The organism is Cardiobacterium valvarum (genome assembly GCF_900460955.1).
Classification (GTDB): domain Bacteria; phylum Pseudomonadota; class Gammaproteobacteria; order Cardiobacteriales; family Cardiobacteriaceae; genus Cardiobacterium; species Cardiobacterium valvarum.
The window spans coordinates 1673861-1700362 of record NZ_UFUW01000001.1 but is presented as its reverse complement, the minus strand read 5'-3'; the positions used below and the strand labels follow the sequence as shown (position 1 = coordinate 1700362).

The following is a 26502-nucleotide window of genomic DNA, read 5'->3' as shown; positions in this document are numbered from 1 at the left end:
AAGGGGGGATACGGTCGCCAAGCGACGAAAATACTGAATCCGCCAGCAAACCGGCCCGTCCCACACCCGAAAAGACTACAATCCCGCCACCATCAACCCCCAGGAAACCTACCATGACCGACGACCACAAAAAACCCAAATCCCGCACCCAAACCCTTGCCACCATCGATGACGGCTGGTTCGAACGCCTCTGCGCCTGGGCGGATGAATCTGATATTCAGGAAAAAGAACTGCCGAGGAATAAGGCGAAACTATTGGCGATGCAAGAACTGTGGCTAAATAGAGCACGATTCACCACCCTGCCTGTCGAAATTGGGCAACTCGGCAATCTGCAAGGGCTGTATTTATGGGACAATCAACTCACCTCTCTGCCTGCCGAAATCGGGCAACTTGGCAATCTGCAAACACTGGATTTGTGGAGTAATAAACTTAGCACCCTACCGCCGGAAATCGGCCGACTTGGCAAACTGCAAACACTGGAATTGAGGGGGAATAAACTTAGCACCCTGCCGCCGGAAATCGGTCAACTCGGCAATCTGCAAACACTCGATTTACAGTGGAATAAACTTAGCACCCTGCCACCGGAAATCGGCCAACTCGGCAATCTGCAAAAACTGGATTTAAGAGGAAATCAACTCACTGCCCTGCCTGCTGCCATTGCCCAACTCGGTAATCTGCAAGACATCACCATAGAAGGTCATTTACTTTTAGAACTCATTGATATGGCACCGTATCTGCCAAAACTGAAATCTCTTAGCTTGTTTAATCTCACTGCCCTGCCTGCCGAAATTGGTCAACTCGGCAATCTGCAGACACTGGATTTAAGCGGCAATGAACTCACTGCCCTGCCTGCTGCCATTACCCAACTCGGTAATCTGCAAGAAATCACAATGGACGGTCGTTTGCTTTTAGAACTCATTGATATGGCACCGCATCTGCCAAATCTGAAATCCCTTATCTTGTATAATCTCACCACTGTGCCTGGCGAAATTGGACGACTCGGCAATCTGCAATCACTGGATTTGGCCTGGAATCGACTCACCAACCTGCCTGCCGAAATCGGCCAACTCGGTAATCTGCAATCACTGGATTTGGCCTTGAATCAACTTACCAACCTGCCTGCCGAAATTGGTCAACTCGGCAATCTGCAAAGACTGGATTTATCAGACAATCAACTCTCCACTCTGCCTGCCCAAATTGGCCAACTCAGCAATCTGCAAGAATTAGATTTAGATAACAATGAACTCACCGCTTTGCCTGATTCAATTGGTCAACTCGGCAAGTTGCAAGAACTGAATTTAAGGGAAAATCAACTTACCGCCCTGCCGCCGGAAATCGGTCAATTAAGCGAGTTGAGAAGGCTGGATTTATGGGACAATCAACTCACCGCCCTGCCGCCGGAAATCGGCCAACTCGACAATCTGCAAGGCCTGAATTTAGAGTGGAATAAGCTCACCGTCCTGCCGCCGGAAATTGGTCAACTCGGCAATCTGAAAAGGCTGTATTTAATAAGAAATCCACTCACCGATCTGCCCGATTCCCTTAAACGTCTTTACCTCGAACGCAATGGTGCATTGGAAATAACATTAGATAATAAACTTCTTGATAGAGTTCTTGCGGAAATATTAAACCTCTGACGACGAATTTTTCTTTTAAGCCGCAGGCGGGATAAAACACGGGCCTATCCGACGGTCTGAACCGTCATTAAGCAGCCATCGGGAGGCTATTTGTAAAGCGTCCAAAATAGCAGTGGCAACAAAAAAGTAGGGCGGGCTTTAGCCCGCCGAATATGGTTAAACATCTAAAAAATCGTAACGGCATTGCGTCGCCTGACCAGACTCCATAAGAATCGCTACGCGATTTTTATGAGGCCCGCTGTACTACCTGTACCGTCTGCGGCGACGTGCCTTGTTACGCTTTTTTATCTATTCAACGGTAAAGCTTCCTTACGGTTTGGAATCGCGCCAAGCGGCGTAAACACCGGGTTTGCGGGAGCCGCCAAGCGGGCTGATGGCTTGTCGCCGGGTGGAGACGAAGAAGGTGGGCAAGCCCACCTCTTTGTGATGTATCCGCTCAGCGGTATTTTTGCAGGGCGGTTGCCACTTCACTGTAATCGCGCGGGCTGCCGTTTTTCCGTGCTTTTTCTTTTTCCTGGATTTTTTCAAGGAATTGGAAGCTGTTCATGCCGTCAATCGGGCTGTTCGCTTTGTGGATAGGGCTATAGGGGTCGGCACCTTTTTCCAGCAGCATTTGCACCGCTTCCGCATCGTTGAAGAGGATGGCGGCGTTCAGCGGTTGCAGGCCGGCGGCGTCGGGCTCGTTGATGTCGCAGCCGTTTGCGATCGTGGTGCCGAGGGCGATCAGCAGTTGTGCCTGGTTATTGCTGTTCATGCCGCGTGAGGCGAGCAGGGCGTGGATGACGGGCAGTGGTTTGCCGCCGTCCGGTGTTTTGAAGTGGCATTCTTTGGCGTCGCTGTATTCGAGGTCGGCCATCGGGTTAGCGACGGTTTTTTCTTGGGCGGCGCCGTCGTCTGCAGGAGCGGCAGGTTTGGCTTCGTTTGCGGTTGCCGGGGCAGTGGCTGCGGCAGGTGTGTCGGCGGCATATGTGTTTGCCGCCATCGCAAGGATGGCGGCAAGGGTCAGAATGATCCGTTTTTTCATGTGCTTAGCGAACCCGACGGACTTGCAGGGTGTCAGTTCCACCACTGACGCCGATGGCACCGCTGGTGATGACGTAGAGATCACCGCTTTTCAGCTGGCGGCGTTGCACCAGGTATTCTTCCGCTTCGCGGATAGCATCGTTATGGTCTTTGCTGGTATCCAGGCGGTTGGGGCGGACGCTGCGGTAAATCGCCATTTTGCGTTGCACGCCGAGGCTTGGCGTCAGCGCGTGGATGGGCATGTTGATGCCGAAGCGGCTGATCTGGAAGGGGGTGGTGCCGCTTTCGGTAAGGGTAACGATGGCTTTGGCACCAAGGATTTCGGCACTGAAGACGGCGCTGTTCGCGATGCCCTGGTCAAGACGTTCGACCGGGACTTCGTCGAGTTGGTGCACATCAAAGGGGGAACTGTTTTGTGCCTGTTCGGCGGCAGCACAGATTTGCGCCATGGTGCGCACGGTTTCGAAGGGGTAGTTGCCGGCGGCGGATTCGGCGCTGAGCATGACAGCGTCGGTGCCATCAAGTACGGCGTTGGCGACGTCGGAGACTTCCGCACGGGTCGGCACAGGGTTGGTGATCATGCTTTCCATCATTTGCGTGGCGGTGATGGAGAAGCGGCGCAGACGGCGCGCGGTTTTGATGATGCGTTTTTGCAGGGCCGGAACAGCGGGGTTGCCGACTTCGACAGCAAGGTCGCCACGTGCCACCATGACGCCATCGCTGGCGAGCACGATTTCTTCGAGGTTTTCGATGGCTTCAACGCGTTCGATTTTGGAGATGATGCCGGGTAGGATTTCGCCGCTACCTTCGGCCTGGCTGATGAGCTGGCGCGCGAGCTGGAGGTCGGCAGCGGATTTGACGAAGCTGACGGCGATGTAGTCGGCACCGATAGCGACGGCGGTTTTGAGGTCCTGATAGTCTTTTTCTGTAAGTGCCGGAGCGGTCAGGCCGCCGCCTTGTTTGTTAATGCCTTTGCGGGATTTGAGGACGGCGGGGTTTTGTACGGTGGTGTGGACTTCGGCGTCGATGACTTTTTCGACTTTGAGGGTGAGCAGGCCATCGTCGAGCAGCAGGATGTCACCGGCTTTGACGTCGTTCGGCAGTTCGCGGTAGTCGAGGCCGACGCGACCGTTTTTGCCTTCGCCTTCATAGGCGGCGTCAAGGATAAGGGTGTCGCCGCGTTTGAGTTCCATTTTGCCGCCTTCGATGAGGCCGACACGGATTTTCGGGCCTTGCAGGTCGGCGATGATGGCGACTTCGCGACCGGCACGTTTTGAGGCTTCGCGTACTTTGCGGGTGTTTTCGCCGTGGAAGGCAGCATCACCGTGGCTGAAGTTGAAGCGGACGACGTTCAGACCGACGCGGATCATGTGTTCGAGCATTTCTTCGTCGCTGCTGGCCGGGCCGATGGTGGCGACGATTTTGGTGTGGTGGCTGATGCGGGTGAGATCGCGGTGTTCTTTTGTCATGAGTGTTCCTGTTCGTAGGTATGTAGGGAGTGGGCGCTGGCGAGCGCGTCGAGGGGGATGTCCCAGGCGCGGCGTGGTAGGTGCGCGACCGCTTGACAAGGGTAGGCAATGCCGATAAGCCACGGCCTGGCGCGCGGTATTTTACGCTGAAAGGTACGGTCATAAAACCCGCCGCCCATGCCGAGGCGGGTGCCATGTGCATCATGGGCGACAAGCGGGGTGATGACGACATCGAGATCAAAAGCAGCGATAGCGGGCGCGGTTGCGGGATCGGGCGCGGGGATGCAGGCGGTATCGGGGATGAGCGGGGTGCTTTCGGTATAGGGATACCAGGTGAGCGGCAGGTTTTTGCCTGCAACGTAAGGCAGGTAGAGGTGGTAGCCGTTTTGCCATAGCAGACGGTTCAGCGGGGCGGTATCGATTTCTTCGGGCAGCGAGCGGAAGGTAGCGATGCGGCGCAGGGCAGGGCGGGTTTGCAGCCAGTCGTACACGGTGGTAGCAGTTGCGTGGCTGATGCGCTCGCGTTCAGCGGGGGATACGGCACGGCGGGCGGCACGGATTTCGCGGCGCAGTAGGGCGAGGTTTAGATCGCCCATCCCTGTTCCCCGCCGTTGATGCTTTGCTGGTGGCGGACGTAGTGTTCGACGGCATCGCGGGTCGCTCCCGGCACGATGCGGTCGATAAAATCGTAGTGGTAAGCGCGCAGGCGCAGGTCGCTGTGCCAGACGAGGTAGGTGTTGAAAAGCGGCATCCAGCGGTCAAGCGGGTACATGGCGAGATCGCTATCGCGCTCGGGGTCGTAGGCCATGTCGGCGATGATGCCAAGACCAAGCCCTTGGCGGACGTAATTCTTGATGAGTTCGGCGTTGCGCGCGGTGAGGACGACGCGGGCGGCGAGGCCCCGTCCCGCCATCGCCCGCACCAGCGCCGAGGGTTCTTTGTGCGAGGTGATGTAGGTAATGAGCGGGTAGGGCGCAAGGCTGGTGAGGCCTTCGAAGGGCTTGTTGTTCAGTTCGTGGTCGCGCGGTACCACCAGCACGGAGGTCCAGCTTTCCGCCGGCAGCATGAAGATGCCGCGTAGTTGCAGGCTGTAGGGGGTGAGGTCGCTCGCGGAAAACCAGCCGAAATCGGCGTCACGTTCCTGCACCATTTGCAGGATTTGCGTGTTCGTGCCTTCGATGATGTTCATCGGCAGTTTCGGGTATTCGTGTTGCATCGCCGGCAGGATTTGCACCAGGCGGTAGTGCGACAGGGTATGGGTGGTGGCGATGCCAAGCTGGGCGAGGGCGGCGATGTTGTGGTGCTGGCTGAGGTTGAGGATGTTTTCCACCGAGGCCATGATGCGTTCGATGTCGGGCATGATCGCCTCGCCGACTTCGGTCAGGCCGACTAAGGTTTTGCTGTTGCGCCGGAAAATCGGCAGGCCGAGCAATTCTTCGGCGAGCTTGATGTGTTTGCTCACTGCCGGCTGCGACATATGCAGTTTTTCCGCCGCCGCGGTCACGTTGTAACCGGAGCGGGCCACCGCCGCGATGCACTCCAACTGTTTTAATTTCATGATGTTTTTCTACCTGATGCTGCGGGCCTAACCAGAAGCAGTTTTTATACCAACCTCGCAAAATGCCGCACGCATATTAGCTTGCATGGTGGAAAGGGGGTATAACTAAAACGGCGGCGTACATGCCAAAGTGCTATTTCCCCAGGCTGTGGCGCCGCCTTACCATGCCCCGCAGACACAAACCCCACAGGAATATCCATGAAATACGCTTCCGTACTCGATACCATCGGCAACACCCCGATTATTCGCATCAACCGCCTCGCGCCGAAAAATGTTCAGCTCTACGTCAAAACCGAATCGCGCAACCCCGGCGGCTCCGTCAAAGACCGCCTCGCCTACGCCGTCATCAACGACGCCGAGCGGCGCGGCGTGCTGAAGCCGGGGCAAACCGTGGTTGAAGCCACCTCCGGCAATACCGGTATCGCGCTTGCCATGGTCTGCGCTGCCAAAGGCTATCCGTTTGTCGCCGTGATGACCGAAACCTTCTCCGTTGAGCGGCGCAAACTCATCCGCAGCTTCGGCGGCAAAGTCATCCTGACCCCTGCTGCCGAACGCGGGGTGGGCATGGTGCGCGTCGCCAAAGAACTTGCCGAAAAAAACGGCTGGTTCCTCGCCGACCAGTTTGAAAACCCCGCCAACCCGCAATACCACCGCGAAACCACCGCCGCCGAAATCCTGCGTGACTTCGCCGGCGAACGCCTTGATTACTTCGTCAGCGGCTACGGCACCGGCGGCACCATCTCCGGCACCGGCGAAGTGCTGAAAGCCGCGCGACCTGATCTGAAAATCGTCGCCACCGAACCGGTCAACGCGCAACTGCTCGCCGGCAAAGAGTGGGGACCGCACAAAATCCAGGGCTGGACGCCGGATTTCATCGCCGGCACCATGAACCAGAACATCTACGACTATCTCATCCCGGTCGGCGACGAAGAATCGCGCGATACCGCTCTGGCGCTTGCCGCCCAGGAGGGCATCCTCACCGGCATTTCCGGCGGCGCGACCTTCAATGCGGCGCTGCAATTCGCGCAACAGGCACCGGATGGTTCCGTCATCCTCGCCATGTTGCCGGATGGCAGCGAACGCTATATGTCCACCTTCCTTTTCGAAAGCATTAATGAAGGCTCGGACGACCACCTCTTGCCCTGATGCCATCTGCTGACATCAATCTACCTAAAACAACAGGTTCCGCCGGACGCGCAAGCACCGGCGGTTTTTTCTGCCCGCTTGTGGTGTGCGAGCGCTTGCTGACAAACAACATGGCGGCGCTTTTAGGTCAACATCCGCTGCACAAGCCAAATGCCAACATCCCCCCGGTGGCCGCTATACTGCCCGCCCCGTCACGTTCACCGGTTTCATCATGCACAAAAAAGCCCTTTTCCTCACCGCTTGCGCCGCCGCCGTCCTCCTCGTCCTTGTCTTTATCCTGCATGCAAGCGGCGCACTCGGCCCCATCCTTGATTTTGTCCTGCACATCGACCGTCACCTCGGCGAGATCAGCGCCCGCTACGGCACGCTCATCTACGCCATTCTCTTCCTTATCATCTTCTGCGAGACCGGCCTTGTCGTCACCCCCGTCCTGCCCGGCGATTCCCTGCTTTTCGCCGCCGGTAGCATTGCCGCGCTCGGCGAGATGAACATTCACCTGATGGTGGCGTTGCTCATCACCGCTGCCGTCCTCGGAGATGCCGCCAACTTTGCCATCGGCAAACACCTCGGCGACCGCCTCTTCGCCAATCCCGACTCGCGCCTTTTCCGCCGCGAATATCTGCACCGCACCGAAGCCTTCTATGCCAAACACGGCGGCAAAACCATCATCATCGCCCGCTTCGTCCCCATCGTGCGCACCTTTGCGCCCTTCGTCGCCGGTATGGGGCATATGCACTACCGCCGCTTCCTGCGCTACAACGTGCTGGGTGGCATCGCCTGGGTCATGCTCTTTGCCTACGCGGGCTATGCCTTCGGCCAGCATCCCGTGGTCAAACAGAATCTGACCCTCGTCCTCGCCGCCATCATCGTCATTTCCATCCTGCCCGCCATCATCGAAATTATCCGCCAGCGCCGCCGCACTACTTGAGGTTGCGGCATCGTTATCGCCGCTTATGGCTGGAGCAAGCGGCGAATGCCCCGCACCAGGGCATTGAAACTGGCGGAGCAGTTGTTATCCGGATCCATATAGGGAGCAATGCTGCGTGAGCCGGACAACTTCTGGTATTCCGGTACCAGTTTTTTCAGTTCTTCGGCCGGATTGGCGAGGTGGTCAGGTGTGCGGTATTTGCTGCGTTGCTGTTGTTGCGCCAGCCCGTGCCGGGCAAAGGCCTGCGCGACGGCGGTCAGATCTCCAAGATAGAAACTTTCCAGCTCATGGCAGGCAATGCGTATCAGCACATCCGTGCGGCCTGTACGATAACATTTGTCCTGCAAGGCTGCCTTGATGGCTTTACAGTCCCCCGCATCCTGGTCACGCATCACGATAAAGCGGGTGCTTTCGGTTTGTAGCCAGGCACGCAGGCGTAGAGACAGACGTTTTTCCAAGTCCTGTTTGCCTTCGAAGACGACATACTGGGCGCAAACCCCCGGCGCGATTTTTGGCAGCAAGCCTTGCAGCATGGCTTTGGCAGAGGGCTCTTCCAGAAAAAAGACCAGCGTCATCATCAAGGATTCACGCCCTGAAACAGCCCCTCTTTCCACAGGTATCCCATTTGATCACCAGCTTTCATGAATTCGGCAATCTGTTTGTTGTCGCGGGCGCGGTGAATGGTGGTGTAGCCCTTTTCCTTGATAAGCCAGAAGACTTCGTCTAGGCGCGTGGCGTTCAGGAAATCCGGGGAATGGCTGGAAACGAAGACTTGCCCGCCCCGCTCGGAATAGGCGCGGAATTCTTCCGCCAGTTCCCACAATAGGTTGGGATAGAGCTGATTTTCCGGCTCTTCCACGCACAGCAGCGGATGCGGTTTTGGATCGTATAAAAGCAGCAAATAGGCAAACATTTTAATGGTGCCATCGGAAACGTAGCGGTCGATGAAGGGATCAGTGAAGGACGCATCCTGAAAGCTCAGGATGAGGCGGCCATCCTGGGTCAGCTGCGGTTCGACGTTGCCGATGCCGGGGACACGCTGTTGCATGGCTTCCACGATTTTGCGGAAGAGAGCGGGATCATGTTCGTAGATATGGCGGGCGACAAGTTGTAGGTTTTCACCGGACACCGACAGATGTTCATCTTCACCGATAGCGTCCTTGCTGCCCCGCGCGAGATTGATGTGAAAGTCGGACACATGCCAGTTTTCTACTAGCTGGCGGAAAGCACTAGCAGCTTTGAAACGAGCGAATTGTCCCAGGCCCTTGATTGCAAGGACGTCTGTGCCGACCGCCTGATATTCCCGACTCAGTTCCTTGTCTTCTTTGTCGAAATCCTCTTCATTGGTGATGGCATAGCCTTCGCCGTTGTGGAAATTGAGGAAATGGTAAGGCGAGCCGTGCTCTCCGCGTTTATAGCGCAGAATTTCGTGGCGTACGACGGGTTTGTGTCGCTCCAGCCCAATCTGGATGGCGTAAGTGACCAGCCGTTTGACCCCAGCGATGTCGAGGCGAAACTTGATTTCCAACTCAATGCATTCGTTTATGTCTGCACCACGACTCAGTACTTGGGCAAAGCCGCCACGTGCCTGCAAGGCGCGGCTGACATTGAAGGTCAGACAGTCGCGCAGGAAGCCGAAGACATCGAATAGGGTGGTTTTTCCCGTGCCGTTGGCCCCGATGACAACACAGAATGGCGGGATATCGCGCATTTCGGCATCGCGGAAACCTTTGAAATTCTTGAGCCTGATGGATTCGATTCGCATAGGGAGTCCTTGGTGTAGGGATAACAAAATGCCGCCCGATGGCAGCGCGTTTTTCAGGCGGTCAGTGCAACAGGGCAACCGTCTTGCCGTTGATGCGGACTTCGTTGCCGTTGATGTCCACGTGCAGCGGGTAGTTGCCGTCTGCATCGGCGCGCAGACGGTCGTTGCCGAGGGTCAGGGCCAGTACGGGCAGCAGGCCGCTTTGCCGGGCGTGTTCGCCGTAGAGAAGGAATTCGCCGCGTGTGCCGTTCAGCTGGGCGGTGCTGTACGGCGGCGGGAAAAGCAGCGGGAAGAGCAGGCTGCCGCTTAAATGAGTGGTCTGCTCTTTGTTGCTGGTGAGGATGAGGCGGTTACCGCCGGATTCTTGTTGTAGCGAGAGGTAGAGGCGGTCGCCGCTATAGGCTTTAAGCAGCGGCAGGTCGAAGGTGGTAGTGGCCTGAGCTTCGAGATTGCGCAGGCTGCCGTTCTCGCGGCGGTGGGCGGTGATGAGGCTTTGTTGCAGGCGCTGGGTCTGGGTCGCACCCTGCGCGTTTTTGCTTTTGATGGTGAGGTCTTCGATGCTGTAGCGGCTTTCTTCGCGGGTCAGGTTGCCTTGCAGGTTGTAGAGGACGATGTCTTGCTGTTGTTGGACGGCGTTGGTGTAGCTGAGATTGATCTGGGCAGCGTTCAGACGCAGGCTGTCGCCGTCGCTGCGGTAGGTGCCGCCGCTGCGCGCAATGCTGAGACGGGCACCGTTTTTCTGCCATTGCTGGCTACCGAGCAGCCATTCGCCGTTACCCTGGTTGGGGTGGCGGATGTGGCTGTGCCAGCTGAGGCTGATACCTTCGCTACTGAGGTTGGGGGTTTCGTTTTTCTGTATCCGGATGGTCTGGTGCAGCTGGCCGAGAGCGGCAAGGCTGGCTTTGATATGCAGATGGTTGTCAGGGATGTAAGCGGCGAGGCTGCCATCGGTTGCGCTGTTGGTCAGGGTGGCGCTGAAGAGGTTGATGCCGCTGTTGACCAGCGGCGCGTGATGGATGCGGGCGTGCAGGGTGGTGCTGTACCAGGTCGGCTGGCCGCTGAACGGGCGGATGCTGAGGCGGATGTCGGCTCTGCTGCTGAAGTAGTTGCGCTGGTAGTTTTCCAGGCTGAGTTCGATGCCTTTGTCGTGCAGGCGTTGAATGTCGGCGCTGTTAAAGAAGGCGCGGGTGTGCTTTTCGAGTGCCGGCGCCAGGAAGGATGGTGCGGCAAGGGCGATGAGCAACCAGACGATGGCGACGAAGGCGAGGATTTTGGTGAAGCGGTTTTGGGTGATGTTTGGCATGGTATTGTTGCGGGTGGCGATGGGCTAAGTGTAGGGTTTTTATGGGGTTTCGACAATTATTATGTGGTCACCGTTCAAATAGGAATGAGACAAGGCGGCGTAGTGACTGGGCCCGCCAAACGGTGTAAGTACTGAACCCGCCAAGCGGCGTCATTACTGGACCCGCCGAGCGGCGTCATTACTGGCCAGCCAAGCGGCGTCATTACTGGGCCCGCCAAGCGGCGTAGTTACTGGGTCCGCCAAGCGGCGTCATTACTGGGCTCGCCAAGCGGCGTAATTACTGGCCTCGCCAAGCGGCGTTTTTTGCTGTGTACGAAGGTCGTGCACAAAGCACGCCGGCTATCAATCCAGCAACTGTTGCAGCGGGGCGAAGTGTTCGCGCAGGTAGGTCTCAAAATCCTCTTGTGGGCGGGCTTCGATTTCTGCTTGTTTGCTGAGGCTGGCGGCGGCCTGGGCGGCAAGCGCGGCGCGTTCTGCTTCCGGCAGTGGCTGGTGCAGGGTGGCGTGGTGTTTGTCACGCCAGGCAAGGTGGTAAGCGAGGAAGCCTTCGCGGTTGCCCACCTGGGCGCGGTAGGGCAGGTGGGTTTTGTCTGCGACTTCGCGGGTGAGTGCGGCGAGGGCATCTGTACTGGCGTTGCCACCGCGTTCGGCATCAAGGCGGGCGGCGATGGGCTGCATGGCGGCAAGCAGTTCGAGGGCGGCGTCCTGGATGGGACGGTCACGGCGCGCCTGTTTGAGAGAGAAACCGCCGCTCAGGCCGCAACAGGCGGTGCGCAGGCGGTTATGGTCGTTTTCGTCGCGCACGGCATGATCCTGTGGTCCTTCGGGATGCAGGATGCAGTAGAGCAGGTAGGTTTCGAGGACTTTCAGCTGCGCGGGGCTGATTCCGCAGGGGTCTTCGGGGTTGATATCGGTCAGGCGCAGTTCGAGGTAGGCGATGCCGCGTGTGGCAAGCGCCAGCGTCGGCAGTTCGTTGTTGCGCAATGGCTGTTTGGGGCGGGCAGCGGCGTAGTATTCGTTGGCGATTTGCAGGATGTGGGTGCTGATTTGTTTGCGGCTGCCGTCGGCGTGGTAGAGGCCAATGTGCTCGAAGCGCGGCGCGGGGGTGGCGACGGCGCTGGCAAGGTCGCGCACATAGGTGGCGAGGTCGTTGTTGCTGACGGTGAAGGCGGTTTTGTTCTGGTAGCCAAGTTCGCTCATGCGCAGGCTGGTTGCGCCGCGCCAGCCGAGGGTGTGTGCGGCCAGCGGTTCCAGGATGTTGTGCGCGGGGCGGAAGCTGTCATGCACGGTGGGGCTGGCACCGTAGAGGTAGTTGATGAGCCAGGCGTGGCGGCTGTTGGCGCGCAGTGCGCCCATGTAGCGGCGGTTGATGTAGTCCTGCGTCACGGTTTCGCCGTCGCGCGCGGCGAGTGCCTGCCACAGCGCGGCGGGCGGTGAGTAGTTGTAGTGGATGCCGCTGATCATTTGCATGGTTTTGCCGTAGCGGTGCGCCAGGCCTTCGCGGTAGAGGCGGCGCATTTTGCCGCCGTTGCTCGTGCCGTAGTAGCCGATGGCGATGGCATCGTCGCTTGCCGGCAGGATGCAGGGCATGCTGCCCGGCCACAGTTGTTCATCGTCGATGTGCTGCGCGCAGTAGCGGTGCAGGCTGAGCAGTTGGGCATAAGCAGCGTCCGGCGTGGGGTGCGGGTCGGTAACGAGTTCAAGCAGGGTTTCGGCGTAGTCGGTGGTGATGTTCGGGTGGGTATAGGCGCTGCCGAGAGCGGCGGGGTGGGCGGTGCTGGCGAGGGTGGCATCAGGATTGGTGCGCAGGGTTTCGCGTTCGATGCCGATGTTGCCGTGAGCGAGGGGCAGGGTGTGCATGGTGGTTGGTCCGTAGGGGTTCGGCGGCATGATAGCGTATGATGTGATCTCTGTTTTTTTGTGTGAGGTGTGTGATGGATATTGCAGTGTTGATGGATGATTTGGCGTCAATCAAGCCTTATAAGGACACGACGTTTGCCCTGATGCTGGCGGCGCAGGCACGCGGGCACCGGATGATGGTGTTCGACCAGGGTGACTGGCAGGTGCGCGACGGCAATGTGCAGGCCTATGTGCGCACGGTGCGGCTCGTTGATCAGGATGAGGATTTTTTCCGCGTGCTCAATGAAGAGGTGATCGATTTGTGCGAGGTGGATGTGGTGTTGCAGCGCAAGGATCCGCCTTTCAATCTGCGCTATATCTACGACAGTTATATGCTGGATTTGCTGGAAGCACAGGGTGTGCGGGTGGTCAATCCGCCGCAGGCACTGCGCGATATGAATGAGAAGTTTGCGATTACCCGCCTGCCGCAATGTACGCCGGAAACGCTGATTAGCAAGTCGCGTGACGAGATTTTGGCGTTTCTGCGCGAGTTCGGTGAGGTGGTGGCAAAACCGCTGGACGGTATGGGTGGCAGCGGCGTGTTCAAGCTCACCCTCGGCGACAAAAACACCAATGCCATTCTGGATGCGATGAATCCCGATGGCCTGCAAACGCTGATGGTGCAGCGCTATCTCGACAAGGTTACGGAGGGCGACAAGCGGATTCTGGTGATTAACGGCGAGGCGGCCGATTACGGTCTCGCCCGTCTGCCCGCCGAAGGGGAGTTCCGCGCCAATCTCGCTGCCGGTGGGCGCGGCGTGGTACAGCCGCTTACCGAGCGGGAATGGTGGATTGTCGAGCAGGTGCAGCCGCTGCTCGCCGCCGAACGCCTTTATCTGGTTGGGCTGGATGTCATCGGCGGCTATTTGACGGAATTGAATGTGACCAGCCCGACGTGTATGCGCGAGATCGAAAAGGCGACGGGGCAAAAGATTGCCGAACGTTTCTGGCAGGGGCTGGAAGAATGACGCCGCCGCGTACAGAGACGGCTGACGCGCCGCAGGAAGAAGTCAAGGGCGAGACGCTGTTGTGGCGCTATGCGAAACGCAGCGAGGACGATGACGGCGAGGAACATTCACCGGGTTGCCCGTGTTGCATGAATGAGCAGCGCTAGTCACGGCCTCGCCCGATTAGGCCGCTTGCGGCAAAAGCCGTACAATGCACGCCCCGTTTAGCGGCGCATCCCGCGCCGCTTTCCCATCCGTTAAATACATAAGGAGTCTCCTGATGAGCGAAGAACAACAAACCCAAATCGTCCTCGATATCCGCAAAATCTACGTCAGCGATATCTCGGTGGAAGTCCCGCACGCTCCGGAAATCTTCCAGCAAGAACTCAACCCGGAAATCAGTCTTGGCGTTGCCCACGAAATCCAGAAACTGCCGGAAGACAACCACTACAACATCAAGCTGCGTCTGACTGTTACCGCCAAAAACGGCGAACGTGTCATCTATCTCGTGGAAGTCGCGCAGAACGGCGTCTTCGAAATCAGCGGCCTGCCGGATGCCCAACTGCACCACGCACTGAACGTCTATTGCCCGACCACCCTCTATCCCTACGCGCGCGAAGCCATCAGTAGCGCCATCAATCGCGCCGGCTTCCCCAACCTCTACCTGCAGCCTATCAACTTCGACATCATGTACCAGCAACGCCTGCAACAAGCTGCCGAACAGCAAGACGGACAGCCGACGCAATAATGGCGCGCATCACCGTCCTTGGTGCGGGCAGCTGGGGCACCGCACTGGCCCTGCAACTTGCCCGCAACCGGCACGATATCACCCTTTGGGCCCACCGCCGCGAACATGCGGCGGCGCTCATTTCAGCGCGCGAAAATAGCCGCTATCTGCCCGGCATCGCCCTGCCGGACAATCTCGGCATCAGCGACGACCTTGCTGCCGCTGTGCATGACGCTTCGCTCATCCTTGCCGTCGTCCCCAGCCGCGCCTTCGCGGGACTACTCGTGGATCTCAAACCGCATTTGCGCGATATCCCGCTGATGTGGGCCATTAAAGGTTTCGAAGCGGGCAGCGGACGACTGCTTAGCGACGTTTTCCATGACACCATCGGCGCCAATCACCCACACGCCATCCTGGCCGGCCCCAGCTTCGCCAAAGAAGTCGCCGCCGGGCAGCCTACCGCCGTGACCATCGCCGCTGCCGATAACGCCCTCGCAGAACACATCGCCCACTACTACCACGGCAGCAACTTCCTTTGCTACACCAGTAACGACCTTATCGGCATCCAGGTCGGTGGCGCCGTGAAAAACGTCATCGCCATCGCAACCGGCATTGCTGACGGCCTCGGCTGCGGTGCGAACGCCCGTGCTGCCCTCATTACGCGCGGCTTGCGCGAAATTACCCGCTTGGCGACCTCCCTCGGTGCGCATGAAGAAACCCTGATGGGCCTTGCCGGCATGGGCGACCTCGTCCTCACCTGCACCGATGACCAATCGCGCAACCGCCGCTTCGGCCTCGCCCTCGGACGCGGACAAAGTGCGGCAGACGCCAAGGCCGCGATCGGCCAGACCGTCGAAGGCGAAGGTGCTACCCACGATACCTATACCCTCGCACAGGCACACGGCATCCGTATGCCCATCACGACCCACCTGCACCACATGCTTGCTGGCGAAATCAGCCTGCACGACACCATCGCCAGCCTGCTCGCGCGCGACATCAAACAAGAACGGCACTGATGCCCGACCTCGACATCCACTACGAAGACCCCGACATCCTCGTCATCAACAAACCGGCGGGGCTGCTGTCCGTGCCCGGGCGGGGGGAAGAAAAATACGACAGCGTACAAAGCCGCTGCCAGGAAATTGCGCCGGAAGCCATGGCCGCGCACCGCCTCGACATGGCAACCGGCGGCCTGCTGCTCATCGCTAAACACAAAATCGCCGAACGCCACTACAAACAAGAATTTGCCGCACGCCGCGTCGGCAAACGCTACATCGCCCTCGTCCACGGTATCCTCGCGCAAACCAACGGCGATATCCATTACCCGCTCATCACCGACTGGGAACGCCGCCCCCGGCAAAAAATCGATTACGTACACGGCAAAAGCGCACACACCAGCTATCAGGTTCTCGCCGAAGAAAATGGCAATAGCCGCGTCGCCCTTACTCCGCACACCGGCCGCAGCCACCAACTGCGCGTCCACCTCGCCGCCATCGGCCACCCCATCCTCGGCGACGAATTCTATGCCGATGAACATCTCTCATCCGCGCCGCGCCTGATGCTGCATGCGGAAACCCTCACCGCCACCAATCTGCACGGCATCCGCCAGACCTTCCATCTCGCCGCTCCTTTCTGAACCTGATCACAAACAGACGGCGCTCCTGCCCCGCTTGGCAGGTGAAAAATAACCATAACGTATGCCCATAAAAACACAGCAGTCGTTATAATCCATCTGATTTCTCACCCACAGCCACAGGAAAACACGATGAAAAAGAATCAACTGGCGCTTGCCATCCTCACCGCTGCGGCGCTGCTCAGTGCTTGCGACGATCAGAAGAAACCGGCAGAAAAAAGCGCTGCCACCGAACAATCGGCTGAAAACAAGGTTGCTCCCACTGCGCAAAACGCCGAGCAGATTGAGGCGCGTTATAAAGAAGATGCGGCACAAGCCAATGCGCTTTATGAAAAGTTCTATGCGACTGGTCCGAACGCCAATCTTTTCCGCAAGTACGATTACAGCGTCAGTGATTATCAGAAGAACGAGCAGGGCGCGACTGCCAAGGCGAGCCTGACGCTGGATCTCAACCCGGCGGTTTATGGTGAAAGTGTCCAGCCCGTTATCCTGAATTTCACCGATACCATCACCTACAACAAAGAATTGCTGGATAAAGGTATCGTGGCGCAGGTCGAACATAAAATCGACAATCCGGAAGCCATCAAGACGTTCATTGATAATTTCGGTGGTTCCGTCGGGCAACAGACAACCGGGGAAAATACAGCCGACGGGAAGACAGGCGAGGAAAAACCGACTGAGGAGAAACCAGCCGACAAGGCAACGGCTGCCGGCGATGGCATCAATACAGTGTTTGAACATCTGCAACTGCGCACCGACCTGCTTGCCGATGACAATGCTGTTGCCAACGCGACCATTACGCCCTTCCAGTACCAGAAAGATGATGACAGCCTCGATTTCAAGGGCCTCAGCTACAACGTCCGCTACAACAGCAAAACACTGGCGGAAGGCATTTATGGCCTTGACTTCACTCTCGAGCCGCTGACGTTTACCGCCAGCGATAAAGAAGACGGCGACAGCGCAACGGTCAGTATCGCCCCCGTCAAAGGCGCGATGGATATCAAGGAAGACGGCACTTTCTCGCTTAAAGTTGATCCGATAAAGACCGAAACCACCAATACCGATGGTCTTTCTACCTTCGAGATCGCAGGTATTGACGGCAAAGGGGAAGGCGTGAAGTTCGATAGCGCGCTGGGGACTTATTTGGGTACTTTCGACATCAATGCCAACGGTATCCGTGTCAGCCGCAACAATGAAGCCATTAATCTGGGTGATATCAACATCAAGGCGGACACCAAGAAAAGCGCAGCGGGCAACTATGACACCGCCGGGACTTTTGTGTTCAAACTCGATGGTACTTCACTGAAACAGGCTATCCCGATGTTGTCGGTTGAGCCGCAAAGCCTGCGCCTTCATGTCGGCTTGAATGAACTCTCGGCTGCCGCCAACACCTCTTTGACCGAAGGCCTGCAACTGCTTAATCCACATCTTGCCGCCGGCAAGACTGATCTGCCACCGGAAGCACAGAGCAAGTTCCAGGTTGCCGCGAACGAGATTATTAAGAACAAAACCCGCTTCAATACCGAGATCGAAGTGCAAACCGACAGCGGTAAGGCACAGCTGACCGCTAATGTTGGTATCCGCAGCGACAGCCCGGTCACAGCAGAAGAATGGCAAAAAGCTATTGACGGTGCGCAGGAGAACCCGCTGCCGCTGCAAGACCTGCTGAAAAACAACCTTGACTTGCATGCCGAACTCCGTGTCAGCAAATCGCTGGTAGATAAGCTCGGTTTCAGCGAAATGGTTGAACAGCAAGGCGCCATGTTCGTCACACTTGAAGGCGACGAATACCGCGTCAAAATCGAGGGTAAAGAAGGCAAAATCGAGCTGAATGGCAACCCGCTGCCCTTCTGACTACTGTCGTCATTACATTGCAGAAAAGAACCCCGCTTAAGCGGGGCTCTTTAATTGGCGGGCCCAGATTTTATGCCGCTTGGCGGGCCTAGGTTTTACGCCGCTTGGTGGGTCTAGGATTTACGCCGCTTGGCGGATTTTTGTCATGTATGACGACTGGGTGAGGCCGGATTCAGTCGTCATCACGCATAGCGCCGTAGCTGCCGCTCAGGTTCTGCGTGCTGTCGTGGAAAATGCCGCCCAATTCGCGGGCGTTATCGCCGTAGGAATGACCGGCGGTGTTGACGCCCGCACTGTTGGTGCTGCCGTTAATGGTGGCGATCAGACAGATCGGATTGAATTGAATATTGCTGTCCCGCTCTGCTTTGATACACCCGCTCAATGTCTTGTTGCCGAAGTTGACGGTGAAATCGGCATCGGCGACACCATTACGGCCAACCGCCGCATCGCCGTCATATTCGACGATGCCTCAGCTCGGCATATTGGTGGTGAAGGCGTCCTGGCTGAAGATGTAGTCGGTATTGTCATGTGTGATGTATAGTTAAATAGCAAAAAAACAGTAACCATCAAAATCATGACCTATCCAGCCCATATCCGTAAAAAAATCCTTGCAGAACTCGAAGATAGCACCTATCGCGAAGTGGCAGCCAGACACCGCATCAGCCCCAACACCCTTGCTACCTGGAAGAAACAGCCACAACCCAAAGGCAGCCGCCGTTCTACGCCTCGCCTTCTCACAGAAGAAGTCATCCGGCAAGACGTGGCCGAGCATCCTGATGACTATCAATGGGAAAGGGCTGCACGTCTGGGCTGCTCGCAAAACGGCATCTGCAAGGCGCTCAAACGCTATCGCTTCACCGTTAAAAAAAAGACTTCCGCCACCGCAAGGCAGACGAAGAAAAACGCCGTGAATTCCTCGAAGTAAAAAGTGTCTATGAAGCACGCCTGCATCCATTCGTTTATATCGATGAAAGCGGCTTCAGAAAAGACATTTCCCGTCCTTACGGTTATGCACCACGCGGGCAAAAATGCGCAGGCGTATCCGGATGGAGCAAGGCACAAACCAACGTTATCGGTGCCCTGTGTGGCACTGTGCCATTTGCTTTCACTGCCTTTGATTGCAGCATAGACAGCGATGTTTTTCACACATGGGTGACAGAAATACTGCTGCCGGAGCTGCCCGCCTGCAGCGTGATCGTGATGGACAACGCCTCCTTCCACAAACGGCAGGACACGCTGGATGCGTTGCAGGCTGAGGGACATACGGTGCTGTGGCTTCCGCCCTATAGCCCGGATTTCAACCCGAGAGAGAAGACATGGGCATGGATCAAACGGTTGAGGAAACAATGGCGGTTGGCTGATGTGAATGCCCTGCTGTTTTGGTTCTTTACTCTCGTTACTCTTTATTAGCGATTCGACTATAGCCGAAGCGGCTGTTACGGTAATTGTGGCCGCTGACCAGGAAATTCTTGTAGCTGATGCCGTTAATTTGTATCGAATTGCTGCGGATGTTGGGAAGACCGTCGACGTAAATACCGCTTTGCTGTGCGGCGAGGTGTTTGCCGTCAATGTGTGTACTACACCAAGACGGGTGCTATTCAGGGCTTTGGCGTGACGGACACTGTTAAATGTTACGCCGTTAGGGTGGCGAATGCGGTACCGTGATAGGCGTCATTATTGGAGCGGCCGCTGTTGTCATTTGACGGACGTTGCGGATCAACCGGGGTATCGTTTTTTTGTCATCTTTATCACCGCAAGCGGCGAGTAGCAGGGTTGTGGCGATCATAAGTACGAGAGAAAATTTGTTCATCAGAAAATTCCGTTAATGGCAGAAAGGCGGCTTCCACCCTATTCTATTAGCACGAATGAACAAGAGGTGAACGACTGGGGGCATTATTTAATCTTGGCATCCTCTTCGCGCAGAAGTCGTGCCAAGAGTGTTTGCGTCTCTTGCAACAGCGTGATGCGCGTTGCGGTCTCCGCCTGACAGGCGCGCAGTTTGTCGCGCAATGCGGGGCAGAATGCTTGTGGGCGGTCGTGCAGGCAATCGTGTAGCCGCGCGATATCCTTTAATGCCAGGCCCGCCTGTTGCAGCAAGCGAATTTTCGCCACCTGCGCCATATCTTCCTCGTCATATAGGCGATACCCAGCCGCGTTGCGCGTAGGCGTGAGCAGCCCCAGTGATTCATAAAAACGCAACATCCGCACACTGACTTGCGTGCGCTGCGCCAATTCCCCTATTTTCATGCGTCCTCCGCTTGACCCTGACAAGGTGTCATAGTCTACCCTTGCGTCGTCATTCACACAGGAGCATCCCATGCACGCTTACATCATCCACGGCTATGGCGCGAGCCCAACCGATCACTGGTTTCCCTGGCTGCAAGCACGTTTACAGGCGGCGGGCATTTCAACCATCGTCCCGCCGCTACCCGACAGCGAGCATCCCGATTTTGCCGCTTGGCAGGCGGCACTCACACAAACGATCGGCACGCCCGATCGCAATACTTTGCTTATCGCGCACAGTCTCGGCACCATCAGTCTGCTGCATTACCTGAGTGCGACTTGTCCTGCTGCGGTGGGCGGCCTCGTGCTGGTGGCAGGCTTTGGTGCACGTCTGCCGGAACTGCCAATTATTGGCGGTTTTGATATCGACACCTACATTGACCATACTCGCCTGGATGATGTCGTCCTGCGCCGCTATGCGGCGCACATGCACCACCTCATCAGTGACAACGATTACGTTGTTGCTCCCGCCAACAGCCATGCCCTTGCCGCACGGCTCGGCGGCACGGTACATGCATTGCCGCGATATGGCCATTTCCTGAGCGCTGATGGCATTACCGAGTTGCCCGCCGCATGGGAGGCCTTGCAGAGCTGTTTCAGCGGAAAAGATCATGTTTAAGATCATCATGCTGGTGAAAAAATGTGCCGAACTCGGTACAGACGAATTCCTTGCCTGTTGGCACGAACATTCCGTCAAAATCCTACGCCACCAAGCGGCGCTGGGCATTCGTGGCTACGCCAAAACCCTACCGGAAACAGCTGATACCCTACGCGGCACACAGCCCTTCGCCTACGACGCCATGGGTGAATTGTGGTACGACAGCTGCGATGATTTCCTCCGCGCCCGCAACACGTTCGAGGGACAGGCGGCACTTGCTGAACTGCGCGGGGATGAATTGCGCTTCGTTGATATGACGCAATCGGTGATGTGGTTTGGAACGGAAGAACGTGTTATCTGAGCAGATGGGAAAAATAAAAAAGCGGGCATGACGCCCGCTTTTTCGTATTCATCTGTCAGTAGTACCAGGTACGTACCGGACCAGAATCCACGTGAATAAAATTCGAACCGCGATAAATGCCGATACCGCCCGCATTGAGGCGTTGTGCCATCGCACGCAATTGCCGTGAGGTATAACCCTGAATGGAAATATCTGCCGCTTGGGCTTTCATGTGATAGCTCTGCTTGCCGACATTCTTGGAGCGACGCGCCAACATGGAATTGGTAGCCGGTGAGCGGTAGCCGCTGTGCAATTCGATCGTCGCATTATTGCCGACGTTGCTTTGCATGTAGTGGAGGATATTGAGCAGGTCGATATCCACAGAAACAATCTGATTTTGGCGGAAATCGCGGAAGAAATTGCTGATTTCGTCCATAGCAGGCTGAATATAGCCATATTCCGGAGACCAGAAGACAGCGCGGATATTTTCGCCGGTGTGCGGATTGTGCATCTTGATCATCCGCTCGCGGCTGATGGCCGCCTTGGCCCAGTCAGCAGGTAACAAAAGACCCGCAGTCGCGATCGCAGCAGTTTTCAGGAAAGTGCGTCGGGAATTGCGGGTGCAGCAGGGGCAATCTTCGCCGTGTTCAAAATCGGCAAAAGTAACTGCCCGTTCAGTGTCGGGTTTCTTGAAAAACATATTGAGATTTACCGTTTCGTGTTTGAGGCGGCGGATACTAAAGTAATTGCAATGAATTTGCAACAAATAGGTGCCGGAAACGGGAGTGAAAAGAAAGAATTTGGTGGCTACGCCCTGACTCGAACAGGGGACCCCATCATTATGAGTGATGTGCTCTAACCGACTGAGCTACGTAGCCTTAATGGAGAAAGAGGAAGAAATAAGGCGCGCGATTATGCCGAGCGGGCGGGGGAGTGTCAAGCTCTTTCGGCAAACATTACCAAAGCCGCCGCAGACAGCCACTATAATGCCCGCATTTTTGCGGAGAACACATGTGGATGTCAGCGAAATCCTGAACGGCCTGAACGAACGCCAACGCGAAGCCGTCACCCATCCGGCGCGCGCCCTGCGCATCATCGCCGGGGCGGGCAGCGGCAAAACACGCGTCCTCGTACAGCGGATGCAATGGCTGATGGCGGTTGAAGACATCTCGCCTTACGGTCTGCTGGCGCTCACCTTTACCAACAAAGCCGCACGCGAAATGCGCCAGCGTCTCGAAGCTGCGCTGGAACGTCCGCTTGGACAACTGTGGATGGGTACCTTCCACGGCATCTGCCACCGCATCCTGCGCCGCCACGCCACGCTGCTCGGCTGGCCGGAACAATTCATCATCATGGATAGCGATGACCAGCTGCGCATGGTGAAGCGCATGATGCGCGCGCGGCAGTGGGACGAAAACCACATCAAGCCAAAAGCGCTAGTCTGGCAAATCAACGCCTGGAAAGAAGACGGCCTGCGCGCGGCCGACATCCCGCCCAATCCGCACCCGACCAACATCGCCGTGCGCGATTTCTACGCTGATTACGAACGCCTCTGCCGCCAGCAAGGCACGATGGACTTTGCCGAACTGCTCTTGCTCACCGTCGAACTCTTTACCCACCACGCCGACGTGCTGCGTAACTACCAGCAGCGTTTCCAGAGCATCCTCGTGGACGAATTCCAGGACACCAACGCCCTGCAATACCGCCTTGTCCAACAACTTAGCGCAGGCGGCGCGCAACTCTTCGTCGTCGGTGATGACGACCAGTCCATCTACGGCTGGCGCGGCGCGCGCGTCGAAAACATCCTGCAGCTCGAACACGACTACCCCGGCCTCGCCACCATCCGCCTCGAACAAAACTACCGCTCAACCCAGACCATCCTCGATGCCGCCAACGCGGTCATTGCGCAAAATAGCCAGCGCCTCGGCAAAACCCTGTGGAGCGACGGCGCACGCGGCGCGGCCGTGCGTATCTATCCCGCCATTAACGAACACGACGAAGCACGCTACATCTGCGCTGAAATCCAGCGCTGGCAGGCGGCAGGCGGCCGTTACGACGACTGTGCCATCCTTTACCGCTCAAACGCCCAATCGCGCGTCTTTGAAGAAATGCTTTTGCAGCACCGCCTGCCCTACCGCGTCTATGGCGGCCTGCGCTTCTTCGAACGCGCCGAAATCAAAGACGCGCTCGCCTACCTGCGCCTTGCCCGCTACCGTGATGACGATGGTGCCCTCGAGCGCATCATCAACACCCCGCCGCGCGGCATCGGCCAGAAAACCCTGGCTGATCTGCGCCAGCACGCGCAACAACACGGCGCCAGCCTGTGGCAAATCCTCACCAACGACACCCTTATCAACAGCCACTACCCCGCCCGCGCCAAAAACGCCCTGCGCGACTTCGTCCGCCTCATTGACGACCTCGCGCACAAAATCAATCACGAGCCCTCGCTGAAAAAAGCCCTCGAACACACCGTGCACGACAGCGGCCTTTACGCCGCCCTCGAAGCCGAACACAGCGAACAGGCCGAAGCGCGGCGTGACAACCTCGACGAACTCATCAACGCTGGCAGCTACATCGACCTCACCACCGACCCCGACAGCGACCGCATCATGGACTTCCTTGCCGACGCTGCGCTGGACGCAGGCGACGGTCAGGCCGAAGAAGGCACGGACAGCGTCCAGCTCATGACCCTGCACAGCGCCAAAGGCCTCGAATACCCGAACGTGTACATCGTTGGCATGGAAGAAGGCCTGTTCCCGACCCAGCGCGCCTGCGAAAGCCCGGAAAAACTCGAAGAAGAACGCCGTCTCGCCTACGTCGGCATGACCCGCGCCGAACAGCACCTCACCCTCTGCTTCGCCGAACGCCGCCGCTTCCAGGGTCAGGACACTTATCCGCAGCCCTCGCGCTTTATCCACGAAATCCCGGCGGAACTGACTGAAGCCGTGCGCCCGATGGTGTACAGCGGCATCAGCAAAATGCGGCAGACCCGCCACGCCACCGCACCAACCCGCGACGACGGCGGCCCCTACCCGATCGGCAGCAACGTGCGCCACCCCAAATTCGGCGAAGGCTGCGTCCTCGCGCTGGAAGGCAGCGGCGAACACCGCCGCATCCTCGTCAACTTCGCTGATGCCGGGGAAAAATGGCTGATACTGGCCTATGCCAAACTGGAAAAAGCCTGATGCGCCCGGCAACTATCCCGCTTGGCGGGCCCAGTATTTACGCGCCCGGCGATGTTTATCGTGGCCCGCTAGGGCAGATAGGTGAGCACCAGGGCGAGATAGACGGCGGCGCCGACCCAGTTGTTATGCAGGAAGGCGCGGAAGCAGCGTTCGCGCTCAAAGTGGCGGGTGTCCCACAATTCCCAGGCAAAGAGCAGGGCGGCACCAAGGATGCCTGCGTAGTACCAGACATTCAGCGCGGCGGCGTATCCGGCGGAGAGCAGCAGGGCGAGCATCAGCGTCATTATTGCGGCGAGGAAGCAGTGTTCGCGACCGCGCATGGTGATGGCACTGGAGCGCAGGCCGATTTTCAGGTCGTCGTTGCGGTCCACCAGCGCGTAGAAAGTGTCGTAGATGAGAGTCCAGCAGATGCCCGCGCCGTAGAACAGCACGCCCGGCAGGGTGATGGTGCCGAGGAGGGCGGTTTGCGCGAGCAGGATGGGGCTGGCAAGGGCGATGCCCAGAATGAGTTGCGGCGCGGGAAAGCAGCGTTTGCTGAGCGGGTAAAGCAGCATGACGATGCCGCAGACGCTGGCCAGCAGGATGGTCTGCCAGTTGAGCAGCAGGACGAGTAGAAAATTAAGCAGCATCAGGATGATGCCGAGGACGACGGCAGCGGTAACGCTGATTTCTCCCCGCACCAGCGGGCGATTGCGGGTGCGCTCGACATGGCCGTCGAAATTGCGGTCGGCGAGGTCATTGAAGACGCAGCCGGCGGAGTGGGTCAGCCAGGCACCGAGCAGGAAAATGCAGACGGTGTACGCGGGAGGGCGGCCGCTACCTGCCAGCCACAGCCCCCATAAACAGGTCCAGGCGAGCAGTAATGGCACGATGGGGGCGTCAAGACGCATCAGGCGGATGCAGGCGATGAAGAGGCGGGTGGACATGATGATTTTTCCTCCGGTTCTTTATTACGGTGGGGATATTCTTGCATATACATGACAAGAAGCGGTCATCAGGCGGCGTGGCTGTTGCCTTTGCGGATCGCCAAGCGGCTCAACGCTATGGTGTTGTCCCGTCGCGCCATTCCTGCAAGTGTTTTTCTGCCGCTGCATCGCCCTGCGCGGCGGCTTTTCCCAGCCATTCCCGCGCCTGCGGCAAATCGATGGCCTGACCCCGTTGCAGCAGTAACTCGCCCAGGCGGGATTGGGCATAAACGTCGCCCCTCGTCGCCAGCGGCCGCCAGGCGTTAATCGCCCGGTCGCGCCATGTTTGTGCTTGCGCCATATCGCCGCGCAGGGTGGCGAGGACGCGCAGGTCGTCTAGGGCCATTGCCGTCAGCAACGGGTTTTTCCCGTCTGCCACCACTTGCTCGTACCAATAGCGGGCGCGGCCATCGTTTTTGGCGTTGTCGCGATACCAGGAAGCGGTGGCATAGCGTATCGCTGCATCGCCGTGTGTCGCCGCCTGTTCGCGCCAGTGGATGGCCTGCGCGGGATCGGGCGCCACGCCCCAGCCGTCCGCGTATAAATCGGCGAGTGTATCCATCGCTTCTGCGTGTCCGGCAGCAGCCCGCTCCTGCATGATACCCGCCGCCTTGTTGTAGTCTTCGCGCACGCCCGCGCCCCAAAGGTACATCTGTCCTAACTGGTAGTGTGTTTCTGCGTCGTCGCTGTGCAGGAAGGCATCATAGAGCGGATAGGCCTGAGCACGCGATTGGGTGACGGTTTCTTCAAACCAGCGTCGTGCCTGGGCGTCATCGCTTATCGTGCCTTTGCCGTCCGCATATTGTTGATAGACGCGCAGGCGCGCGAGGATGTTGCCCGCTTCCGCCTGCGGCAGGAAGATTTGCAGCGCTTCCTGATAGTTACCGTCGCGGTACAGCTGCTCCGCCCGCTGCCAGCCCCGCCACTGTGGCGAGGCCAGCGACTCGCCCGCCTCTTGCGCAAAGAGGCCCCACAACTGTCCCAGTTTCGCTGCTGCCTGCGCTTCGTGCGGCAGCGCCTGGATGTAGTCGGCATTGGCGTAGTGGAAATAGCCCGCCGCGTAAGCTTCCTGCGGATCCTGCCAGAGGACGGCGGCAGATGCGCCGCCTGCGGTACAGGCGAGAAGCAGGCTGAAAAGGTGCTGTTTTTTCATGGTTTTCTCCGCTGGGTGGATGACGGTCAGGATAGGGCAGGGTACCCATGCGATTCAATGACCGCTATGGCGTCTAATTGCCCGCCGTT

The 26502-nt window shown here is 57.9% G+C and carries 25 protein-coding genes, 1 tRNA gene and 1 pseudogene; 14 read left to right on the top strand and 13 right to left on the bottom strand.

Going from position 1 to position 26502, the window contains the following annotated elements; translation table 11 throughout:
* Positions 1-113: 113 nt before the first annotated feature.
* Positions 114-1637, top strand: a complete 1524-nt coding sequence (locus tag DY250_RS08290) for a leucine-rich repeat domain-containing protein (protein ID WP_115611883.1) — start codon at positions 114-116, stop codon at positions 1635-1637.
* 436 nt (positions 1638-2073) lie between these two features.
* On the opposite strand, the gene DY250_RS08285 is transcribed toward DY250_RS08290, so the two are convergent.
* Genes DY250_RS08285 through DY250_RS08270 form a run of 4 tightly spaced genes read right to left on the bottom strand, consistent with a single transcriptional unit; the run spans position 2074 to position 5687 of the window.
* Entirely contained in the window at positions 2074-2661 is a 588-nt protein-coding gene (locus DY250_RS08285) for an ankyrin repeat domain-containing protein (RefSeq protein ID WP_115611882.1), read from the bottom strand.
* A 4-nt stretch (positions 2662-2665) separates the two neighbouring features.
* Positions 2666-4129, bottom strand: a complete 1464-nt coding sequence (gene pyk, locus DY250_RS08280) for a pyruvate kinase (RefSeq protein WP_115611881.1) — start codon at positions 4127-4129, stop codon at positions 2666-2668.
* Complete coding sequence (locus DY250_RS08275) at positions 4126-4725, bottom strand: 5-formyltetrahydrofolate cyclo-ligase (protein ID WP_115611880.1); 600 nt, start codon at positions 4723-4725, stop codon at positions 4126-4128. Before DY250_RS08275 ends, pyk begins: the two co-directional genes overlap by 4 nt.
* Complete coding sequence (locus DY250_RS08270; RefSeq protein WP_115611879.1) at positions 4713-5687, bottom strand: LysR substrate-binding domain-containing protein; 975 nt, start codon at positions 5685-5687, stop codon at positions 4713-4715. The genes DY250_RS08275 and DY250_RS08270 overlap by 13 nt, the downstream gene beginning before the upstream one ends.
* 198 nt (positions 5688-5885) lie before the next feature.
* Here DY250_RS08270 and cysK point away from each other — a divergent pair, with 198 nt between their 5' ends.
* Together cysK and DY250_RS08260 are read left to right on the top strand one after the other, a co-directional pair.
* Positions 5886-6833: a cysteine synthase A gene (gene cysK, locus DY250_RS08265; protein WP_115611878.1), complete on the top strand. Its 948-nt coding sequence runs from the start codon at positions 5886-5888 to the stop codon at positions 6831-6833.
* 211 nt (positions 6834-7044) lie between these two features.
* Complete coding sequence (locus DY250_RS08260; protein WP_115611877.1) at positions 7045-7761, top strand: DedA family protein; 717 nt, start codon at positions 7045-7047, stop codon at positions 7759-7761.
* A gap of 23 nt (positions 7762-7784) precedes the next feature.
* Here the strand turns inward: DY250_RS08260 and DY250_RS08255 are convergent, their stop codons facing one another.
* The 4 genes from DY250_RS08255 to gshA all read right to left on the bottom strand — a co-directional run bounded on the left by DY250_RS08255 (position 7785) and on the right by gshA (position 12689).
* On the bottom strand, positions 7785-8339 hold the full coding sequence (locus DY250_RS08255) for a DUF4276 family protein (RefSeq protein ID WP_115611876.1): 555 nt from the start codon (positions 8337-8339) through the stop codon (positions 7785-7787).
* The gene (locus DY250_RS08250) at positions 8339-9526 is read right to left on the bottom strand and encodes an AAA family ATPase (protein ID WP_115611875.1); all 1188 of its coding nucleotides are present in this window, start codon (positions 9524-9526) and stop codon (positions 8339-8341) included. The genes DY250_RS08255 and DY250_RS08250 overlap by 1 nt, the downstream gene beginning before the upstream one ends.
* A 61-nt stretch (positions 9527-9587) precedes the next feature.
* The gene (locus tag DY250_RS08245) at positions 9588-10829 is read right to left on the bottom strand and encodes a DUF945 family protein (RefSeq protein WP_115611874.1); all 1242 of its coding nucleotides are present in this window, start codon (positions 10827-10829) and stop codon (positions 9588-9590) included.
* Positions 10830-11171: 342 nt separating this feature from the next.
* Positions 11172-12689, bottom strand: a complete 1518-nt coding sequence (gshA, locus tag DY250_RS08240) for a glutamate--cysteine ligase (protein ID WP_172542286.1) — start codon at positions 12687-12689, stop codon at positions 11172-11174.
* Positions 12690-12763: 74 nt separating this feature from the next.
* Here gshA and gshB point away from each other — a divergent pair, with 74 nt between their 5' ends.
* The 8 genes and pseudogenes from gshB to DY250_RS08195 form a co-directional block, all read left to right on the top strand.
* Positions 12764-13696, top strand: a complete 933-nt coding sequence (gene gshB, locus DY250_RS08235; RefSeq protein ID WP_115611872.1) for a glutathione synthase — start codon at positions 12764-12766, stop codon at positions 13694-13696.
* Positions 13697-13955: 259 nt separating this feature from the next.
* On the top strand, positions 13956-14423 hold the full coding sequence (secB, locus tag DY250_RS08225; protein ID WP_115611870.1) for a protein-export chaperone SecB: 468 nt from the start codon (positions 13956-13958) through the stop codon (positions 14421-14423).
* Positions 14423-15418, top strand: coding sequence for an NAD(P)H-dependent glycerol-3-phosphate dehydrogenase (locus tag DY250_RS08220; RefSeq protein WP_115611869.1), 996 nt, complete (start codon positions 14423-14425; stop codon positions 15416-15418). The genes secB and DY250_RS08220 overlap by 1 nt, the downstream gene beginning before the upstream one ends.
* Positions 15418-16038 carry a pseudouridine synthase gene (locus tag DY250_RS08215; protein ID WP_115611868.1) on the top strand — a complete coding sequence of 207 codons (621 nt, stop codon included), beginning with the start codon at positions 15418-15420 and terminating at the stop codon, positions 16036-16038. Before DY250_RS08220 ends, DY250_RS08215 begins: the two co-directional genes overlap by 1 nt.
* Before the next feature lie 129 nt (positions 16039-16167).
* Complete coding sequence (locus DY250_RS08210; RefSeq protein WP_115611867.1) at positions 16168-17889, top strand: DUF945 family protein; 1722 nt, start codon at positions 16168-16170, stop codon at positions 17887-17889.
* Between the two features lie 145 nt (positions 17890-18034).
* The gene (locus tag DY250_RS14615) at positions 18035-18430 is read left to right on the top strand and encodes a hypothetical protein (RefSeq protein ID WP_147293494.1); all 396 of its coding nucleotides are present in this window, start codon (positions 18035-18037) and stop codon (positions 18428-18430) included.
* 33 nt (positions 18431-18463) lie between these two features.
* Complete coding sequence (locus DY250_RS08200) at positions 18464-18814, top strand: IS630 transposase-related protein (protein WP_172542185.1); 351 nt, start codon at positions 18464-18466, stop codon at positions 18812-18814.
* Positions 18815-18822: 8 nt separating this feature from the next.
* Positions 18823-19299 (top strand): annotated as a pseudogene (locus DY250_RS08195) (IS630 family transposase); the annotation flags it as partial.
* A gap of 483 nt (positions 19300-19782) precedes the next feature.
* Here the strand turns inward: DY250_RS08195 and DY250_RS08190 are convergent.
* The gene (locus DY250_RS08190) at positions 19783-20136 is read right to left on the bottom strand and encodes a MerR family transcriptional regulator (protein WP_115611864.1); all 354 of its coding nucleotides are present in this window, start codon (positions 20134-20136) and stop codon (positions 19783-19785) included.
* A 70-nt stretch (positions 20137-20206) separates the two neighbouring features.
* On the opposite strand from DY250_RS08190, the gene DY250_RS08185 reads away from it, so the two are divergent.
* Together DY250_RS08185 and DY250_RS08180 are read left to right on the top strand one after the other, a co-directional pair.
* A complete protein-coding gene (locus DY250_RS08185) occupies positions 20207-20791 on the top strand; it encodes an RBBP9/YdeN family alpha/beta hydrolase (protein WP_115611863.1) in 585 nt (194 codons plus the stop codon).
* On the top strand, positions 20784-21131 hold the full coding sequence (locus DY250_RS08180) for an EthD domain-containing protein (RefSeq protein WP_115611862.1): 348 nt from the start codon (positions 20784-20786) through the stop codon (positions 21129-21131). The genes DY250_RS08185 and DY250_RS08180 overlap by 8 nt, the downstream gene beginning before the upstream one ends.
* A 55-nt stretch (positions 21132-21186) precedes the next feature.
* Here DY250_RS08180 and DY250_RS08175 read toward each other — a convergent pair whose 3' ends face one another.
* Both DY250_RS08175 and DY250_RS08170 read right to left on the bottom strand, forming a co-directional pair.
* Complete coding sequence (locus tag DY250_RS08175; RefSeq protein WP_225756101.1) at positions 21187-21876, bottom strand: peptidoglycan L,D-endopeptidase MepK; 690 nt, start codon at positions 21874-21876, stop codon at positions 21187-21189.
* A 35-nt stretch (positions 21877-21911) separates the two neighbouring features.
* A tRNA-Met gene (locus DY250_RS08170) sits at positions 21912-21988 on the bottom strand.
* Positions 21989-22123: 135 nt separating this feature from the next.
* Here DY250_RS08170 and uvrD point away from each other — a divergent pair.
* On the top strand, positions 22124-24295 hold the full coding sequence (gene uvrD / locus DY250_RS08165) for a DNA helicase II (protein ID WP_172542284.1): 2172 nt from the start codon (positions 22124-22126) through the stop codon (positions 24293-24295).
* A gap of 68 nt (positions 24296-24363) precedes the next feature.
* Here the strand turns inward: uvrD and DY250_RS08160 are convergent, their stop codons facing one another.
* Together DY250_RS08160 and DY250_RS08155 are read right to left on the bottom strand one after the other, a co-directional pair.
* A complete protein-coding gene (locus DY250_RS08160; RefSeq protein ID WP_115611860.1) occupies positions 24364-25221 on the bottom strand; it encodes a 4-hydroxybenzoate octaprenyltransferase in 858 nt (285 codons plus the stop codon).
* Between the two features lie 115 nt (positions 25222-25336).
* Complete coding sequence (locus DY250_RS08155; protein ID WP_115611859.1) at positions 25337-26413, bottom strand: tetratricopeptide repeat protein; 1077 nt, start codon at positions 26411-26413, stop codon at positions 25337-25339.
* Between the last annotated feature and the right edge of the window lie 89 nt (positions 26414-26502).